Below are 17,958 nucleotides of genomic sequence, written 5' to 3'. Positions count from 1 at the left end.
CGTCACCTCTCTCGACTACCGGCGCCGGCCAGTCCGGCGGCCCGCGCCCGTCCCACCACCTGCGGCAGCGCCGCCACAACGGCCTCCACGTCGGCGCGAGTCGACGTGTGGCCCAACGAGAATCGCAACGACCCGCGGGCCGTGCGGGGGTCCGCCCCCATCGCGACGAGCACATGGCTCGGCCGCGCCACCCCGGCGGTGCAGGCCGAACCGGTCGAGCACTCGATCCCGGCCGCGTCCAGCAGCATGAGCAGCGAATCGCCCTCGCAGCCGGGGAAGGTGAAGTGTGCATTGCCGGGCAGGCGGTCCGCGCCGCGCGGGCCGTTGAGGACCGCGTCCGGGACCACGGCCGTCACACCGGCGATCAGTTCGTCGCGCAGCGTCGTGAGCGCGACGGTGCGTTCGCCGAGTTCGGCCGTCGCCTCGCGCAGCGCCGCGGCCATGCCGGCGATCCCGGCGGTGTCGTGGGTTCCCGACCGTACGTCGCGCTCGTGTCCGCCGCCGTGGGTGAGGGGCACGCACGGCACCTGCCGGCCCAGCAGCAGGGCACCGACACCCTGGGGACCGCCGAACTTGTGCGCGGCGATCGTCATGGCGGCCAGCCCGCTCGCGGCGAAGTCGACGGGCAGATGGCCGACCGCCTGCACGGCGTCGCTGTGCACGGGCACCCCGTACTCGGCGGCGACCGCGGTGAGCTCGGCGACGGGCATCACGGTGCCCACCTCGTTGTTGGCCCACATCACCGACACCAGGGCCGTCTCGTCGGCGTGCTCGGCGAGGGCCATCCGCAGCGCATCCGGCTCGACGCGTCCGTCGGCGTCGACGGCCAGCCAGGTCACCTCGGCGCCCTCGTGCGCGACGAGCCACTCGACGGCATCGAGCACGGCGTGGTGCTCGACGGCGCTCGCGATCACCCGGCGACGGCGCGGATCGGCGTCGCGGCGCGCCCAGTAGATGCCCTTGACCGCGAGGTTGTCGCCCTCGGTGCCGCCCGAGGTGAAGACGACCTCGGAGGGACGCGCACCGAGGTCCGCGGCGATGGACTCCCGGGCCTCCTCGATGCGGCGCCGCGCCGCGCGGCCCGACCCGTGGAGGGACGACGCGTTGCCGACCGTCGCGAAGATCTCCGTCATCGCCGACACGGCCGCGGGCAGCATCGGGGTGGTCGCGGCGTGATCGAGGTAGACGGTCGTCGAGGTGCCGGAGGCTCCGGCGGCGTTCGAGGTCATGACCGAACCAGGATAGCGGGTCGGGGCTCGCGCCCGTCGCGCTCACCGTCCGGCCCGGAGCTCCTCGCGACCACGGGTGTCGTGCGCGGCGGCGGCCCGGCCGAGCCTGGCGAACTCGGCGCCGTCGTCGTGCCGCCGGCGCGCGGACCGTTCACACCGCGCGGCGAGGTCGCGGCGATCGGAGCCGGGCCGCTCGAGCGGGGCGAGCACCACCTCCGCCACCACGCCCCGGTGCCGCAGGAGCCGTCGCAGCGACGCTCCCATCGTCTCGTCGCCGACGAACGCCGGGCCGGTGGCGATCGTCCCGGCGGCGTCGGCGTACCGGAGCCCGACCGGCTGCACCGGGCGCTGCGCGTCGATCGCCGCCTGGAACAGTGCCGGACGGAACCCGCCGTACGCCCTGCCGCACCACGTCGTGCCCTCCGGGAACGCCGCGATCCGCTCCCCCGCCAGGAGGCGGTCGCGGATCCGCGACACCACGACGGGCAGGTCGCGCAGACGCTCGCGCTCGATGGGTATGACCCGCATGCGGCGGGCCAGCGCGCCGAGCAGTCCCCACTCGAGCAGGTCGCTGCGCGCGACGAACCCTGCCGGGGCAACCGCGGTGAGCACCAGCACGTCGGTCCAGGACACGTGCGGGGCGACGACGAGCACGCCCCCGCCTCCCCCGCCTCCCCCGTCGCCGCGGTCCCGCAGGTCGGTCACCGTCAGCCGCAGCCCGGCACAACGCAGCAGGACGCGGGCGAACGCACGCTGGGCGGCGAGGCGCCCCGGGCGGGGCAGGAGCCGGCCGGCGGTCAGCAACGGGGCGGTTGCCAGGACCGCCACCACGAGCACCCAGCGCGCCGCCGCCGTGACGAAACTCACTCGCCCCGGATCGGCCGGAAGGCAGCCGGTGCCGCAGGGACTGGCCGGCATCCAGGCGTGGGCGCGGGTGTTCACGCCCGCGCTCCTGCGGCCGCCTCGGCGCTCTCGGCGGCGGTCCGCAGCCGCTCGAGGTAGCGCGCGTTGGCTCCGGCGAGGCTCTGCAGCGCGACGAAGTCGGCCACCCCGAAGTCGGGGTCGTGGGCGGGCTCGCCGCAGATGCGAGCACCGAGCCGCAGATACCCGCGCAGCAGCGGCGGCAGCACCGGCCGCCCGGGTGACGGGATGTCGTCGAGGGGGCGGCCGTCGACGACGACCGGGGTCCGGGGAAGCACCCGCCGGGCCGGCTCGACGGAGTGCCGGGCCAGCAGCACGTCGCGCACTCCCCGGACGTTGGCGCCGGGCACGTCGGACGGGTGGGTGCGCATCGGCACCGACACGCACCCCATGACCCAGTTGTGCCCGGTGAGTTGCAGGTAGTGCAGGATCCCGGCCCACATCAGCGACAGGACCGAGCCGGAGCGGTGGGCGGGGTCGACGCAGGCGCGGCCCATCTCCACCGCCCGCAGACCGTCGGGATCGAGGGCGGTGAGATCGAATTCGGTGGCGGTGTAGTAGCCCCCGGCGGCGCGTGCGGCCTCCGGCGGCAGCATCCGGTAGCAGCCCACCACCGCGCCGGTGTGGTTCTCGCGCACCAACAGGTGGTCGCAGTACTCGTCGAAGCGGTCGGCGTCGAGGCCCGCGGGCATGCCTGCCGGGAGGTGGAATCCGGGTTCGGCGGCGAAGACGCGGTAACGCAGCCGCTGTGCGGCCTCGCGATGTTCGCGGTCGGCGGACACGAGCAGGGAGTACCGCGGCCCCGACAGCACCGCCTCCGACAGCCCCGGGTTTTGGGCCGGCACCAGCAAAGTGGTCATGGCGCAATGTGTATCGAGCCGGTACGTCGCGGCAGGGGCGGCACGGTGTCGCCTCCGTGCACGTCCGGTGAACATGCCCGGGTACGCGTGCGGCCCCGCACCCTGGACGGGTGCGGGGCCGCGGCGGGACCTCGGGATCAGCCCTTGTGCTTCTTGATCTCCTCGGTCAGCTGCGGAGCGACGTTGAACAGGTCGCCCACGACGCCGTAGTCCGCGATCTCGAAGATCGGGGCCTCTTCGTCCTTGTTGACCGCGACGATCGTCTTGGACGTCTGCATGCCGGCCCGGTGCTGGATGGCGCCGGAGATGCCCAGCGCCACATACAGCTGCGGCGAGACGGTCTTGCCGGTCTGACCGACCTGGAACTGGCCCGGGTAGTAGCCGGAGTCGACGGCGGCGCGGGAGGCACCGACGGCGGCACCGAGCGAGTCGGCGAGGTCCTCGACGACGCTGAACTTGTCGGCGCTGCCGACGCCGCGGCCGCCGGAGACGACGATCGACGCCTCGGTCAGCTCGGGACGGTCGCCGCCCACGATCGGGTTGCGCGCGGTGATCTTGACCGCGTTCTCCTCCTGCGCCGGCACCTCGACGTCCACGCGCTCGGCGGCGCCGGCCTGCGGCTGCGCCTCGACGGCACCCGGACGCACGGAGACGACCGGCACCTCGCCGTTGGCCTTGGCGTCGACGGTGTACGCGCCACCGAAGATCGAGTGCACGGCCGAACCGTCGGACTTGACGTCGATGACGTCGCAGAGCAGACCGGAGCCGATGCGCGCGGCGAGGCGGCCCGACACCTCCTTGCCCTCGACGCTGGCGGCGGTGATCACCGCGGCGGGGCTGGCGGACTCCACGAGCGAGGCCAGCACGTCGACCTTCGGGGTCACCAGGTAGCCCTCGATGTCGTCGGACTCGGCGGCGTAGACCTTGGCGGCGCCGGCGGCGGCGAGCGCGTCCTGCAGCTTGTCGGCGGTGCCGGCCGGACCGGTCACGACCGCGGCGGGCTCACCCAGCGCACGGGCGGCGGTGATCAGCTCGGTGCTGACCTTCTTCAGCGCGCCCTCGGCGTGCTCGACGAGCACGAGTACTTCTGCCATTGCTCTTTCTCTCCCTTGGGTATGTCTGCTGTGTCGCGTGGGCGCGATCAGATGATCTTCTGGCCGACGAGGTACGCGGCGATCTTGCTGCCGCCGTCACCCTCGTCCGCGACGCGCTCACCAGCGGTACGCGGGGGCTTCGGGCTGACACCGGTGACGGTGCTGCCGGCGTTGGCCACGCCGAAGATCTCGGGGTCGAGCCCGATGTCGGCGAGAGTGAGGGCCTGAACTTCCTTCTTCTTGGCGGCCATGATGCCCTTGAAGGACGGGAAGCGGGGCTCGTTGATCTTCTCGGTGACCGAGACGATGGCCGGCAGCGTGGCCTCGAGGGTGAAGACACCCTCGTCGGTCTCGCGCTCGCCGCTGACCTTGCCGTCGGCGACGGTGAGCTTGCGCATGTGGGTCAGCTGCGGCAGGCCGAGGTACTCGGCGATGATCGCCGGCACGGCGCCCATCCGGCCGTCGGTGGCCTCGTTGCCGGCGATGACCAGGTCGACGCCCTCGATCTGGCCGAGAGCCGCCGCGAGCGCGTACGCGGTCTGGATCGCGTCGGAGCCGTGGATGGCCGGGTCGTTGAGGTGGATGGCCTTGTCGGCACCCATGGACAGCGCCTTGCGGATCGCGTCGGTGGCGCGGTCCGGACCGGCGGTGAGCACGGTGACCTCCCCGCCGTCGCGCTCCTTGATGAGCAGGGCTTCCTCGACGGCGCGCTCGTTGATCTCGTCGAGCACCGCGTCGGCGGCCTCGCGATCGAGCGTGAAGTCGCCGTCGCTGAGCTTGCGCTCGGACCACGTGTCGGGGACCTGCTTGATCAAAACGACGATGTTCGTCATGGGTCTACGTCGACCTCCTGTGTATGACTGCCTGGGATCGGCGAGGCGCAACGCCTTGACCGAGCTCTCGTGCTTCGCACGGGGGTGTGCGATAGATTACCTCACGCTAAGTTACCCGCTGGTAACTTGGATGGGAACCTCGTTCACCATAACCACACGAAGGGAGCCGCACGGCTGTGATCTGGACCACCGATGACGAGGTCGACAAAGGTGGGGCTAATGTCTGGGCGGTGAGCGAATCCCCCGTCCCCGCCGGCGACGCCCCTCAACTGCCACTCACCGGCGAGCGCACCGTTCCCGGCATCGCGGAGGAGAACTACTGGTTCCGCCGCCACGAGGTGGTCTACCGCGACCTGCTGCCCCGGTGCGCCGGCCGCACCGTGCTCGAGGCGGGCGCCGGCGAGGGCTACGGCGCCGACATGATCGCGGGCGTCGCCACCGCCGTCGTCGGCCTCGACTACGACGAGAGCGCCGTCGCGCACGTGCGCGCCCGCTACCCGCGCGTGGACATGCGGCACGCCAACCTCGCCGACCTGCCCCTCGCCGACGCCTCCGTGGACGTTGTCGTCAACTTCCAGGTCATCGAGCACCTGTGGGACCAGTCCGGGTTCCTGCGCGAATGCCACCGCGTGCTCCGGGACGGCGGCGAACTGCTGATCAGCACCCCCAACCGCATCACGTTCTCCCCCGGCCGCGACACCCCGCTCAACCCGTTCCACACCCGCGAGCTGAACGCCGCCGAACTCACCGAACTGCTCGAGGGAGCCGGCTTCCGCGTCGCCCTGACGACCGGGGTGCACCACGGCCCCGCCCTGCGCGCCCTCGATGCCAAGCACGGCGGCTCCTTCATCGACGCCCAGATCGAGCGCGCTCTCGCCGGCGAGCCCTGGCCCGCCGGCCTGACCGCAGACGTCGCGGCCGTGACGGTCGACGACTTCCTCCTCGCGCCCGAGAACATCGACGCCAGTCTGGATCTCGTCGCGATCGCGGTGAAGGATCCGGCGCGGTGACCACTCCCGCCACCCGGCGGGAACCGGGACTGTTCGCGCTGGTGCTGCACTCGCACCTGCCGTGGCTCGCCCACCACGGTCGCTGGCCGGTCGGCGAGGAATGGCTCTACCAGTCCTGGGCCGCGACGTATCTCCCGGTGACCGACGTCCTGCGCCGGCTTGCCGCCGAGGGCCGCACGCGCCTGGTCACCCTCGGGGTGACGCCCGTGCTCGCCGCTCAGCTCGACGACCCCCACTGCCTGACCGGGATGCACCACTGGCTCGGCAACTGGCAGCTGCGCGCCCACGAGGCCGCGGGCATGCGGGAGCCGGCCTACCGTGCGCTCGGAGCCCGCGAGCACCGGCATGCCGCCGCAGCCCTCGAACAGTTCGAAACCCGTTGGCGTCACGGCGGATCCCCGGTGTTCCGCGAACTCGTCGACGCCGAGGCGGTCGAACTGCTGGGCGGGCCGCTGGCCCATCCCTTCCAGCCTCTGCTCGATCCCCGCCTGCGGGCGTTCTCCCTCGCCGAGGGACTGGCCGACGCGCATGCCCGCTGGGCGCACACACCGCAGGGCATCTGGGCGCCCGAGTGCGCGTTCACCCCCGGCATGGAGGCCGGATACGCCGCCGCCGGCGTCGGGCACTTCATGGTGGACGGTCCCGCCCTGCGCGGCGACACCACGCTCGGCCGGACCGTGTGGGACTCCGACGTCGTCGCCTTCGGCCGGGATCTGCAGGTGTCCTACCGGGTCTGGTCGCCGAAGTCCGGCTACCCGGGCCACCCCGCCTACCGGGACTTCCACACCTACTGCCACGACACCGGGCTCAAGCCCGCCCGCGTGACCGGCCGCACCGTCGCCCCACAGGACAAGGCGCCCTACGACCCCGATCTGGCGTCCGCGGCCGTCGACCGCCACGTGGCCGACTTCGTCGACACGATCCGCCGCCGACTGCGCCGCGAGTCCGACCGCATCGGGCGCGACGCCCTGGTGGTCGCCGCCTTCGACACCGAGCTGTTCGGCCACTGGTGGCACGAGGGCCCGCTGTTTCTCGAACGGCTGCTCCGGGCGCTGCCGGAGGCGGGCATCGAGGTGGGCACTCTCGCCGACGCACGCGACCGCGGGTACGTGGGAGCACCCGTCGACCTGCACGACACCTCGTGGGGGTCCGGGAAGGACTGGCGGGTGTGGGCCGGCGAGCAGGTTCGCGACCTCGTACAGCTCGACGAGGAGGTCGTGCGCACCACGCTCGACACCCTGGACAAGGCCCGCGGCGCCGCCGGGGCCGGCCGCCCCGCGCTGCGCAACCGGGTGCACGACCAGATGCTGCGCGAGGCGCTGCTGACGGTGTCGAGCGACTGGGCATTCATGGTCAGCAAGGACACCGCGGCCGGATACGCGCGGGACCGGGCCCACAAGCACGCCCACGCGTTGCGCGAGATCGCCGCGGCGGTCGCCGCAGGCCGCGACGAGACGGCGGCGCGCCTGGCCGCCGGCTGGAACCGGGCCGACAATCTGTTCCCCGGGCTCGACGCCCGCCGCCTGCCCGACCGGATGGGAGCCCCCTCGTGAAGGTGCTGATCGTCTCCTGGGAGTACCCGCCCGTCGTCGTCGGCGGCCTCGGCCGGCACGTGCACCACCTCGCCACCGAGCTCGCCGCCGCCGGCCACGAGGTGGTCGTGCTCTCCCGGCGGCCCACCGGCACGGACGCCACCACCCACCCCACGATCAGCCACATCGCCGAGGGCGTGCTCGTGGTGGCCGTCGCCGAGGACCCACCGCACTTCGACTTCGGCGAGGACATGCTCGCCTGGACGCTCGCGATGGGTCATGCCATGGTGCGGGCGGGGCTGAGCCTGACCAAGGGCGGCATCGGCGACGGCTGGTACCCGGACGTGGTGCACGCGCACGACTGGCTCGTCGCACACCCCGCCGTCGCGCTCGCCGAGTTCTTCGACGTACCGCTGGTGTCCACCCTGCACGCAAGCGAGGCCGGCCGGCACAGCGGCTGGCTGTCGGGCCGCGTGAACCGGCAGGTGCACTCGGTGGAGTGGTGGCTCGCCAACGAATCCGATCGGCTCATCACGTGTTCGGCATCGATGAACGAGGAGGTCGCCGCGCTCTACGGGCCGGACCTGCCGCCGGCGACGGTGATCCGCAACGGAATCGACGTCACCGCGTGGTCCTACCGGGAGCGGGCGCCGCGTTCCGGGCCGCCGCAGCTGCTGTTCGTCGGCCGCCTCGAGTACGAGAAGGGCGTGCAGGACGCGATCGCCGCCCTCCCCCGGATCCGGCGCACGCACCCCGGCACCACCCTCGTCGTCGCCGGGGAGGGCACCCAGTTCGACTGGCTGCGCGAGCAGGCGCGCGTGCACCGCGTCGCGCGGTCGGTGACGTTCGTCGGCAACCTCGACCGCATCGAGCTGCTCGGGTGGCTGCACCGCGCCGATGCGATCGTCCTGCCGAGCCGCTACGAACCGTTCGGGATCATCGCACTCGAGGCCGCGGCCGCCGGGACGCCACTCGTCGCGTCGACGGCCGGCGGCCTCGGGGAGGCCGTCGTCGACGGCTCGACCGGCCTCTCGTTCGCACCCGGCGACGTCGCGGGGCTGGCGTCGGCGGTCCGGCGGACCCTCGACGACCCCGCGGCCGCCCAGCGACGGGCGCGGGCGGCGCGCGAGCGGCTCACGGAGGACTTCGACTGGCGGCTGGTGGCCACCGAGACCGCCCGTGTGTACTCGGAGGCGAAACGTCGTGTGCGCCATCCGCTTCCGCGACCGACGATTCCCCAGCGGCCGTTGCCCGGCCGGTGACCGGCGCTGCCGGCCCGCGTCACCGGGACGGCAGCAGCGGAGGCTCGCGGTGCGCCCAGGGCCGGGCCCGCTCGAGCTGTGCCGCGAGCGACAGCAGCAGTCCCTCCGAGCCCAGCGGCCCGAGAAACTGCACGCCCAACGGCAATCCCGCCGCGGTCCAGTGCAGTGGCACCGAGATCGCCGGGCGCCCGGTGATGTTCGCGAGCTGGGTGTACGGCGTCCGGGCGAGGTTCTCGTCGACGATGCGGTCCATCAGCCCGGCCCACCGCGCCGCGCGGCCCAGCCGCGCCGTCACGATCAGGCGCGCGGCCCCCTGGAGCGCGGGCGGCGTGGCCAGTTCCCCCACGCGCGCCGGCGGATACGCCAGGGTCGGCGTGAGCAGCAGGTCGTACCGCTCGTGGAACGCGCCGAGCTGCTGCGTATACCCGTTCCACCGGCGCAGCGAGGCGAGATAGTCCGAGGGCCGCACGGAGTCGCCGAGCGCGGCGAGGAACCGCGTGTCGGGCTCGAACGCGTCGGGGGCGCACCCGGTGCGCAGGCGCGCCTGCCGGACGTCGGCGGCGAGCCAGGCGAACCACATCGTCAGCCAGTCGGTGGACAGCCGCCGCTCGTCGATCCCCGTCGCCGCGGGTTCGACGGCGTGGCCCAGCTCGGCGAGCAGCGCCGCGGCGTTCTCGACGGCCGTGACGGCCTCCGGGTCGACGCCGGTGCCGATCGGGGAGTCCGTCGCGAACCCGATGCGCAGCGTCCGCGGTGGGGTACTCCCCGCGGACGCATACGACTCCTGCGGTGCCGCCGTGAGATAGGGCCCGTTCGGGTCCGGACCGGCCAGCACGTCGAGCATGGCTGCCGCGTCGCGCACCGTGCGCGTGACGACCCCGTTGCTGACCGCCCCGTGCCGGTCCTCGTCCACCTCGGGTCCGCTCGGCACCAGGCCCCGGCCCGGTTTGAGCCCGACCAGCCCGCAGCAGGCGGCCGGAATGCGGATCGAGCCGCCGCCGTCGTTCGCGCCGGCCGCCGGGACCACGCCGGCGGCGACCGCCGCCGCGGATCCGCCGGAGGACCCGCCCGGCGTGTGCGCGGGATTCCACGGGTTGCGGGTGGGACCGTTCGCCACCGGCTCGGTCACCCCCTTGACCCCGAACTCCGGAGTGTTCGTCTTGCCGAAGAGGACGAGGCCCGCGTCCAGCCAGCGATCGACGACCACCGCGTTGCGCACGGCGGGCAGCTCCGCCAGGGACCTGCTCCCGCTGCCGGTCGGAATCCCCGCGACGTCCTGGAGAAGATCCTTGACCAGGAACGGCACCCCCGCGAACGGACCCTCGAGGCGCTCCGCGGCCCGGCTGCGCGCCTGCTCGTCGAGCCGGCGCACGACGGTGTTCAGTGTGGGCTCCACCGCGTCGAGCCGGGCGAGGGCCGCGTCGAGCAGTTCGCGCGGCGTGACCTCGCGGCGGGTGACGAGTTCGGCGAGCCCCACGGCGTCGTAGCGGCGGTAGTCGGCGTAGTCCATCGCAGGCGCCCCGGATCAGGAACCGGGTTCCGCCGCCGGTTCGCGGCCCGCCTTCTTGCGCGCGATGTCCTCGAGCGCGGCGACGTACGCGGCCCGGTCGGCGGCACCGGACTCCCAGTCCGTGCGGCGGTTCCTGACCACCTTGGCCGGCGATCCGACCGCGATGCTGTAGTCCGGGATGTCGCCCTTGACCACCGCGTGCGCGCCGAGGACGCAGCCGCGGCCGGTGCGGGTGCCGCGCAGCACCGTGACCTTCGTCGCGATCCAGGTGTCGGGTCCGATCCGCACGGGGCTCTTGACGATCCCCTGATCCTTGATCGGGTACGTGATGTCCTCGGTGCGGTGGTCGAAGTCGCAGATGTAGCACCAGTCGGCGACGAGTGTGGAGGCGCCGATCTCGATGTCGAGGTAGGTGTTGACGACGTTGTCCTTGCCGAAGACCACCTTGTCGCCGATGCGCAGCGACCCCTCGTGACAGCGGATGGCATTGCCGTCGCCGATGTGCACCCACCGGCCGATCTCGAGCCGGGACAGCTCGGGGACGGAATGGATCTCGACGTTCTTGCCGAGGAACACCATGCCGCGCAGGATCACGTGCGGGTTGGCGAGCTTGAACTTGGCGAGCCGGTAGTACCGGACCAGGTACCACGGCGTGTACGCCTTGTGCGCCAGCACCCATCGCAGCGAATCGACGGTCAGGAATCGGGCCTGATCGGGATCCCGCCGACGAGAACCCCGCCACCTCGTGCGCAACGGTGCGCCCCACATGCTCGTCATGGTTGCCAGCGTACGGTCCGCCTCGCGCATCGAGTGCGCCACCCGGCCCGATAGTGTGGCCCATCGGGTCATTCGAGCCATGGCGAGGAGATGAGTGATGCGGGCTGCCCTGCGGACGGTGATGCTGACGGCCTCGGCGGCACTGGTGTTGACCGGATGCGGCAGCGACGGCGGCCCGGTCGACGTCCTCGCCGCCGGGGCGTGGCCGGGTCGGTACGCCGACGCCCGCAACAGCAACACCGCGCCCGCCGACGGGCTGCGCGACCTCGCGCCCGCCTGGTCACGTCCGCTCGGCGGCGCCGTCACCGCGCCCGCGAGCGTCGCGGCGAACGGACAGATCTTCGTCACCGCCGCGACCGCCGCCGGCTGCAACCTCGTCTCGTTCCAGATCGACACCGGCCGCAAGCGCTGGTGCACCCGCCTCGCGCCGGGTGTCACCGGGGTGACTCCCACCGCCGACGGCGTGGCCAACATCTACGTCGGCGAGGAGGGGGCGATGGTGTCGTTCAACGAGCACGGCCAGCGGCGCTGGCGGATCCCGGTGAGCGGGACGCCGGGCACCGCACAGTTCACCGGCGACGGAAACCTCGTGTTCGTCACGCATTTCGGTCAGGTCAACGTGCTCGACCCGCAAACGGGCAGGCACGCCGCCCCGATCTTCGACCTCGTGCCCACCCCCGGGGTGGCGGACGGGACGAACGTGCCACGGCTGCCCAACGACCACGGTCTGGCCGCATGTTTCGGCGGATCGGAGGACTGCCCGGTGGCCACCACCCCGGCGGTCGATCTCGGGACCGGCCGGATTCTGGTGACGCTGTGGCGGCCGGGCGCCGATCGCGCCGCCGTCGTGTCGATGCGCTACACCGGCGGCGACGATGCGCGGGTGGTCGAGGAGTGGTCGCAGCCGGAGCTTCCGGGCGGCGCGACGACCAGTCCCGTGCTGTCCGCGGACGGCGCCACAGTGTACGTGCACGACGGCGAGGGAGCCCTGTGGGCCCTCGATGCCGGGACCGGGACGCCGCGGTGGAGCCACGACCTCGGGTACACGGCCTCCACCGGACCGGCGGTGTCCGCCGACGGACTGCTGGTCCTCGCGCCGGGGGGCCGGACCGGCGACCTGGTGGCGCTGCGCGACACCGGTGAGGCGGCCGAACTCGTGTGGCGCCGCGGCGACGTGCGCCAGCTGGGGGTGCCGGCGCTGACCGCCGACGGCATCGGATACACGGTGGCCCGAGCCGACGACGGGTTGGCCGCGCTGGTGTTCGACGCCGCCAGCGGGGAGACGCTCGACGAGGAGACCCTGCCCGACGCGGCCGGATTCTCGGTCGGCACCGCGGTCGGGCCGGCTGGCGAGTTCGTCACGGCGACGCTGCCGGGCGACGTCTACGTGCTCCGCTGACCTTTCGCCGCGGGCGGCGACGGCTCAGCCGGCGATCTGGATGAGATTGCCGCAGGTGTCGTCGAAGACGGCGGTGGTGATGCCGCCCATTTCGAGGGGCTCCTGGGTGAATCGCACCCCGAGGCTGCGCAACCGCTCGTACTCGGCGCGCACGTCGTCGACCGCGAACGAGGTGAACGGGACACCGTCGGCGACGAGGGCCTCCTTGAACGGCCGGACGGCGGGATGGCCGTCGGGCTCGAGGACCAGTTCCGGCCCGTCCGGTTGCTGCGGCGAGACGACGGTGAGCCACCGCGCCTCGCCCAGGGGGACCTCGGTCTTCTTCACGAAACCCAGGACGTCGGTGTAGAAGGCGAGCGCCTTGTCCTGGTCGTCGACCAACACGCTGGTGAGGGTGACCTTCACTGCGACTCCTTTCGATGCGCGACCGTCCATCGGTCGGCGAGGCCCTGCAGTGGCGCAACGTCCACATGATGGAACTTCGATCGCCCCTCGCGGCGGGTCCGGACCAGCCCGGCCTCCTCGAGGATCGCCAGGTGCTGCGAGATCGCCTGCCGGGACGAGCCCAGGCCGTGCCGCGAGATCAGTCGTGTGCACAGCTCGAACAGCGTCTGGCCGTCCCGGTCGACGAGCTCGTCCAGGATGGCCCGCCGGGTCGGATCCGCCAGCGCTTTGAAGACGTCGACCACACCGTCGAGAATACGCAAGTATTTGCTTGCATATCAAGACCCGCACCGGAACGACCCACCCGGCCGGGACAGGGCTCAGCGACTGGGTTCGCAGACGAACGCCGTCGGGGTGCGGCCGATCCGCGTGAGCACGACGCTCAGCGACCGCGATCCGCGCAGCTTCAGCCGCGGCCGGAGCACCGCCGGATCGACGTCGACCCCTCGCACGAGAATCTCCGCCACCCCACAGTCCATCGACGAGAGCGATTGCCGGAGAGTCTTTTCCGTGTACTTCAGTCGATCGAGAACGCGGAATCCCCGCACCCCCGCGGGGAGGGTGTCGCCGGTGAGATACGCGATCCGCGGATCGAGCTGCCACAGGCCGTGGGCGGCCGCGTAGTGCCGCACCAGCCCCGCACGCACGATCGCCCCGTCGGGATCGACGATCCACTCCCCCGGTTCCCGCTCGGGGATCTCGTCCGGCTCCGCGTCGGTGATCTCGAATACGGCGCCGCCCGAACGCAACACACTCGCCCGTCGCCGCACGCCCGGCGTGGCCAGACCCGGGGAGTACAGGCATGCCTCGCGGACGCCGCCGTCGAGCGAGACCACCTCGACCTCCCCCGCCCAGTCCAGCGCATCGAAATCCAGTCCGGGGGCACACTTGACGGCCAGGTCCCGTCCGGCGTAGGCGTCGAGCAGGTCGGGCAACGGCGGCATCAGGGCCGCCGGGTCGTGCGTGCGCCGGCCCTCGGATCGGCGGGCCGGATCGGCGATCACGGTGGTACCGCGGGTGATCGGGCGCAGCGCGTCGGCGCGGGCCAGCGCCGCCCCGGGGACGTTGTGGGCGGCCATCGCGAGGCGAACGGGGTCGAGATCGCTGCCGACCACCGCCTCCGCGACCCCCACCAGGGCCGCCAGCTCGGCGCCGATCGAGCACGTCACGTCGTGGACGCGCCGGCCGGCGAGCCGGCGGGCCCGATGCGCGGCGACGGACGCCGGCGTCGCCTGCTGCAGCGCGTCGTCGGTGAACAGCCAGCCGCCGGCAGCGGGCAGCTTCGCGACCGCCCTGCGGCGCAACAGCACCGTCTCGGTCAGCGGCGCGGTCAGATCGGCGAAACGCGTACGCGCCCAGCCGATGTCGGCTAGGCGCGTCCGCGCGGACAGCTCCCGGGCGGCCACCTCCGCGAGATCGGCCGCGCCCTGCGACGAACGCAGGTACGCGACGTCGGCGAGGGTGAACGCGTAGCCCACACTACTTGCCGGGCTTCACGCCGGTGATCATGACGTTGTAGAAGAAGCTGCGCGGGACCACGTGCCTGAGGACCTTCTCGTCCACCCAGCTGAGCGTGCGCCACCCGCCGAACGCGAAGCGCGCCCAGCCCCAGCCCAGCTTCTCCGCGGGCACCGCGGCCTCGAATGTGCGGACCGGCCAGCCCAGCAGCGCGGCCGCGAACTCCTCGCTGCTCGCCTTCACCTCGACCGCGCCGGCCGAAGCCGCCATCCGCTCCAGGTCCGACGGGTCGAAGGTGTGCAGGTCGACGACCGCCTCGAGCGCCGCGGCACGGGAGGACTCGTCGAGTTCGGCCTGCGGCCGCCGCCAGTCCCGCAGGAACGGCAGCTTCGTGACGTTGGTGGTGGCCTCCCACGTGAGGCGGCCGAGCCAGCGCGCGTAGAAGTTCCCGACCGTGCTGGGCTCGCCGGCGAAGACGAACCGGCCGCCCGGCTTCAGCACCCGCAGTACCTCCCGCAGCGACTGCTCGACGTCGGGGATGTGGTGCAGCACCGCGTGACCGACGACGAGGTCGAAGGTGTCGTCGTCGTACGGGATCGTCTCGGCGTCGGCCACCCGGCCGTCCACGTCGAGGCCGAGGTGCCCGGCGTTGCGCAGCGCCACCTTGACCATCCCGGGCGACAGGTCGGTGACCGAGCCGGTCCTCGCCACTCCGGCCTGCATGAGGTTCAGCAGGAAGAAGCCGGTGCCGCAACCGAGTTCGAGGGCCCGCTCGTACGGCAGGGGCTGGTCACCGGCGGCGGCGTCGAAACGACCCTTCGCGTAGTCGATGCAGCGCTCGTCGTAGGAGATCGACCACTTCTCGTCGTAGGTCTCGGCCTCCCAGTCGTGGTAGAGCACCTGCGCGAGCTTGGTGTCCCGAAGGGCGGCCGCCACCTCCTCGGCAGTGGCGTGCGGGTTCGGCGCGGGGTCGACCCCGTCGGTCCTGCTTGCAGTCATGAAGGGCATCCTACCCATCGGTAAGGAATGAACAAGTTCCAGTTCCGGGGTGCCTACTCCCCGACGAACTCGGCCTTACCCGGGCCGTTGGCGACGAAGGACTCCATGCCGATCGTGCGGTCCTTCGTCGCGAACAGGCCGGCGAAGACGTGCTGCTCGATCTTCAGCCCCGTGTCCAGGTCGGTGTCGAGGCCCTGGTCGATCGCGGCTTTGGCCGCCGCCAGTGCGCGGGTGGCGCCCCGGCTGAACTGCGACGCCCACGCGCGCGCCGCGTTGTACACCTCGTCCGGGGCGACGACCTCGTCGACCAGCCCCATCTGCAGGGCCTCGGCCGCACCGACGAAGCGGCCGGTGAACACCAGATCCTTCGCCCTCGACGGGCCGACGAGGCGGGCGAGGCGCTGCGTTCCGCCGCCGCCCGGGATGATGCCGAGCAGGATCTCCGGCACACCGACCTTCGCGTTGTCGCCGGCGATCCGCCGGTCCGCACCCAGCGCGAGCTCCAGGCCGCCCCCCAGCGCGTAGCCGGTGATCGCGGCCACCGTCGGCTTCGGGATCTCCGCCACCGACCCCAGCGCCGACTGCAGATCCGCGATGATCTCGCTCATCTGCACGTAGCTCAGCTCGGCCATCTCCTTGATGTCCGCGCCGGCCGCGAACACCTTCTCACCGCCGTAGACGATCACCGCCTTGACGTCGGAGTGCACGGTCGCCTCGCGCGCAGCGGCCCGGATCTCCTCCTGCACCTGCCGGTTGAGTGCGTTCATCGGCGGCCGGTCGAGCCGGATGGTGCCGATACCGTCGGAGACCTCGAGTGTCACGAATTCAGCCATGAGGCACAGGCTAGTTGGCATCCCGGGCGGCCCACGGATGCGGCCCCGCCTCGTAGTAGCCGTCCTGCTCGGGGAACTCCACCCGGAGCTGTCCCTCCCAGGTGATCCGGGTCGGCAGGATCGGCGTGATCTGCGGCTCCGCAGCGAGGATCTCCGCGACCGAGCCGAACCGTGACAGGGCCGTCAACTGGCTCCAGGTCGGGGGCAGCAGCACACTGCCGCCCTCCTGCCAGTGCGCGATCGCCTCCTGCGGAGTCTGCCACCGCACCTCGTCGGCCTCGCTCGTCTCGCCGTCGGCGATCTGTCCCTCGGGGGCCGCCGCGACGAAGAACCTCGTGTCGTAGCGACGACCCTCTCCGACCGGCGTGATCCAGTTCGACCACGGCCGCAACAGGTCCGCACGCAGCACCAGCCCCTCACGTTCGAGGAACTCGCCGAAGGTGAGCTCCCGAGCCTCGAGCTGCCTGCGGGCCTCCCCGAACGGTGTCGTGTCCGCCACCACGGTGTCCGGTGTCGCACCGGCGAGCAGCACCCCGCACTCCTCGAACGTCTCGCGCACGGCCGCGAGGACGAGCGCCTGCGCGAGCGTCTCGGAGGTGCCGAACCGCTCCGACCACCAGGGCACGGGCGGTCCCGCCCACGCCACCGTCGCAGCGCTGTCCGACGGGTCGACGCCGCCGCCGGGAAACACCGTCATGCCGCCGGCGAACGCCATGCCGCGCACGCGCTGCAGCAGGAACACCTCGACGCCACGGTCGCCGTCCCGGACGAGGATCACCGTCGAGGCATCCTTGAGCGGCATCGCCGCTGCACCCGCGGGTTCTCCCGAACGTTCGATAGCCATACTCACAAGTTACGGCATGACGTGACGCACAACTCATCCACCCGGCTGCTCCGCGCGGCGGTGTGCTCGGCCGCGGCTCCGCGACGCGCGGCGGTGTGCTCGGCCGCGGCTCCGCTCCGCTACGCGCGGCGGTGCCTCCCGGGCTGGTACGTGCGGCGCGCGAAGAACCGGCCGTCCGCCTTGTCGAGCGTGATCGCCTGGCTGAACGCATCGCTGAGGTTCTCACCCGTGATCACGTCGTCGAGCAGACCCTGCGCCACCACCTGCCCCTCCTTGAGCAGCATCGCGTGGGTGAAGCCCGGCGGGATCTCCTCCACGTGATGGGTGATCAGCACGATCGCCGGAGCGTCCGGGTCGGCCGCCAGCACGCCGAGCCGCGCCACGAGCTCCTCACGACCACCGAGGTCCAGGCCGGCGGCGGGCTCGTCGAGCAGCAGCAACTCCGGATCCGTCATCAGTGCCCGGGCGATGAGCACGCGCTTGCGCTCACCCTCGGAGAGCGTGCCGTAGGTGCGGTCGGCGAGATGCTCGGCGCCGAGGCTTTCGAGCATCTCCACGGCGCGTGCGCTGTCCACCTCGTCGTACCGCTCGCGCCAGCGCCCCAGCACGCCGTACCCCGCGGAGATCACCAGGTCCACGACCTTCTCGTCGCCCGGCACACGGTTCGCCAGCGCCGACGACGACATCCCGATCCGGGGCCGCAGCTCGGACAGGTCGGTCTTCCCGAACGTCTCCGCCAGCACGTGCGCCGTCCCCGATGTGGGGAATGTCTCCGCTGCGGCCACCCGCAGCAGCGACGTCTTACCCGCCCCGTTCGGACCGAGGATCACCCAACGTTCGTCGAGTTCCACCTTCCAGGACACGGGACCGACGAGGACGTTGCCGCCCCGCCGCACGAGCACGTCGTCGAATTCGATGAGCAGATCGGGATCAGGTTTTGCCACGCCGACCAT

General features: G+C 72.3%; 18 protein-coding genes. 4 read left to right on the top strand and 14 right to left on the bottom strand.

Annotated elements, in window-relative coordinates:
* Window positions 1-2: 2 nt before the first annotated feature.
* From JYA75_RS15320 to JYA75_RS15300, 5 genes are all read right to left on the bottom strand, one after another.
* Window positions 3-1,229, bottom strand: coding sequence for a cysteine desulfurase family protein (locus JYA75_RS15320; RefSeq protein ID WP_050035419.1), 1,227 nt, complete (start codon window positions 1,227-1,229; stop codon window positions 3-5).
* A gap of 42 nt (window positions 1,230-1,271) precedes the next feature.
* Entirely contained in the window at window positions 1,272-2,171 is a 900-nt protein-coding gene (locus JYA75_RS15315) for a lysophospholipid acyltransferase family protein (RefSeq protein ID WP_006933200.1), read from the bottom strand.
* A complete protein-coding gene (locus JYA75_RS15310) occupies window positions 2,168-3,010 on the bottom strand; it encodes a GNAT family N-acyltransferase (protein WP_029544454.1) in 843 nt (280 codons plus the stop codon). Before JYA75_RS15310 ends, JYA75_RS15315 begins: the two co-directional genes overlap by 4 nt.
* A 137-nt stretch (window positions 3,011-3,147) precedes the next feature.
* The gene (locus JYA75_RS15305; protein WP_006933196.1) at window positions 3,148-4,104 is read right to left on the bottom strand and encodes an electron transfer flavoprotein subunit alpha/FixB family protein; all 957 of its coding nucleotides are present in this window, start codon (window positions 4,102-4,104) and stop codon (window positions 3,148-3,150) included.
* A 47-nt stretch (window positions 4,105-4,151) separates the two neighbouring features.
* The gene (locus JYA75_RS15300) at window positions 4,152-4,937 is read right to left on the bottom strand and encodes an electron transfer flavoprotein subunit beta/FixA family protein (RefSeq protein WP_006933194.1); all 786 of its coding nucleotides are present in this window, start codon (window positions 4,935-4,937) and stop codon (window positions 4,152-4,154) included.
* A gap of 230 nt (window positions 4,938-5,167) precedes the next feature.
* Here JYA75_RS15300 and JYA75_RS15295 point away from each other — a divergent pair, with 230 nt between their 5' ends.
* The 3 genes from JYA75_RS15295 to JYA75_RS15285 are packed head-to-tail and all read left to right on the top strand — an operon-like array spanning window position 5,168 to window position 8,741.
* On the top strand, window positions 5,168-5,947 hold the full coding sequence (locus JYA75_RS15295; protein WP_230304485.1) for a class I SAM-dependent methyltransferase: 780 nt from the start codon (window positions 5,168-5,170) through the stop codon (window positions 5,945-5,947).
* On the top strand, window positions 5,944-7,500 hold the full coding sequence (locus tag JYA75_RS15290) for a glycoside hydrolase family 57 protein (RefSeq protein ID WP_043799677.1): 1,557 nt from the start codon (window positions 5,944-5,946) through the stop codon (window positions 7,498-7,500). The genes JYA75_RS15295 and JYA75_RS15290 overlap by 4 nt, the downstream gene beginning before the upstream one ends.
* On the top strand, window positions 7,497-8,741 hold the full coding sequence (locus tag JYA75_RS15285) for a glycosyltransferase family 4 protein (RefSeq protein WP_006933189.1): 1,245 nt from the start codon (window positions 7,497-7,499) through the stop codon (window positions 8,739-8,741). Before JYA75_RS15290 ends, JYA75_RS15285 begins: the two co-directional genes overlap by 4 nt.
* 19 nt (window positions 8,742-8,760) lie before the next feature.
* On the opposite strand, the gene JYA75_RS15280 is transcribed toward JYA75_RS15285, so the two are convergent.
* The gene (locus JYA75_RS15280) at window positions 8,761-10,251 is read right to left on the bottom strand and encodes an amidase (RefSeq protein WP_203329190.1); all 1,491 of its coding nucleotides are present in this window, start codon (window positions 10,249-10,251) and stop codon (window positions 8,761-8,763) included.
* Window positions 10,252-10,266: 15 nt separating this feature from the next.
* Window positions 10,267-11,028 (bottom strand): acyltransferase, encoded by a 762-nt coding sequence (locus tag JYA75_RS15275; protein WP_029544462.1) that lies wholly within the window; start codon window positions 11,026-11,028, stop codon window positions 10,267-10,269.
* A 97-nt stretch (window positions 11,029-11,125) separates the two neighbouring features.
* On the opposite strand from JYA75_RS15275, the gene JYA75_RS15270 reads away from it, so the two are divergent.
* Window positions 11,126-12,427 (top strand): PQQ-binding-like beta-propeller repeat protein, encoded by a 1,302-nt coding sequence (locus JYA75_RS15270; RefSeq protein ID WP_050035421.1) that lies wholly within the window; start codon window positions 11,126-11,128, stop codon window positions 12,425-12,427.
* A 24-nt stretch (window positions 12,428-12,451) separates the two neighbouring features.
* Here JYA75_RS15270 and JYA75_RS15265 read toward each other — a convergent pair whose 3' ends face one another.
* The 7 genes from JYA75_RS15265 to JYA75_RS15235 all read right to left on the bottom strand — a co-directional run bounded on the left by JYA75_RS15265 (window position 12,452) and on the right by JYA75_RS15235 (window position 17,958).
* Window positions 12,452-12,832, bottom strand: coding sequence for a VOC family protein (locus tag JYA75_RS15265; RefSeq protein WP_203329189.1), 381 nt, complete (start codon window positions 12,830-12,832; stop codon window positions 12,452-12,454).
* Window positions 12,829-13,116: a metalloregulator ArsR/SmtB family transcription factor gene (locus JYA75_RS15260; protein ID WP_006933181.1), complete on the bottom strand. Its 288-nt coding sequence runs from the start codon at window positions 13,114-13,116 to the stop codon at window positions 12,829-12,831. Before JYA75_RS15260 ends, JYA75_RS15265 begins: the two co-directional genes overlap by 4 nt.
* Before the next feature lie 75 nt (window positions 13,117-13,191).
* Window positions 13,192-14,349, bottom strand: a complete 1,158-nt coding sequence (locus tag JYA75_RS15255) for a class I SAM-dependent methyltransferase (protein WP_203329188.1) — start codon at window positions 14,347-14,349, stop codon at window positions 13,192-13,194.
* Between the two features lies 1 nt (window position 14,350).
* Complete coding sequence (locus JYA75_RS15250) at window positions 14,351-15,328, bottom strand: class I SAM-dependent methyltransferase (RefSeq protein ID WP_029544469.1); 978 nt, start codon at window positions 15,326-15,328, stop codon at window positions 14,351-14,353.
* Between the two features lie 53 nt (window positions 15,329-15,381).
* Entirely contained in the window at window positions 15,382-16,161 is a 780-nt protein-coding gene (locus JYA75_RS15245) for an enoyl-CoA hydratase-related protein (protein ID WP_203329187.1), read from the bottom strand.
* 10 nt (window positions 16,162-16,171) lie between these two features.
* A complete protein-coding gene (locus JYA75_RS15240) occupies window positions 16,172-17,005 on the bottom strand; it encodes an NUDIX domain-containing protein (protein ID WP_006933172.1) in 834 nt (277 codons plus the stop codon).
* A gap of 119 nt (window positions 17,006-17,124) precedes the next feature.
* Window positions 17,125-17,958 carry an ABC transporter ATP-binding protein gene (locus tag JYA75_RS15235; protein WP_037201771.1) on the bottom strand — a complete coding sequence of 278 codons (834 nt, stop codon included), beginning with the start codon at window positions 17,956-17,958 and terminating at the stop codon, window positions 17,125-17,127.

It is taken from the genome of Rhodococcus sp. PSBB066, from assembly GCF_017068255.1.
Classification (GTDB): Bacteria; Actinomycetota; Actinomycetes; order Mycobacteriales; family Mycobacteriaceae; genus Rhodococcus; species Rhodococcus aetherivorans.
The sequence above is the reverse complement of the archived record's forward strand: the minus strand, read 5'-3'. Positions and strand labels throughout refer to the sequence as shown.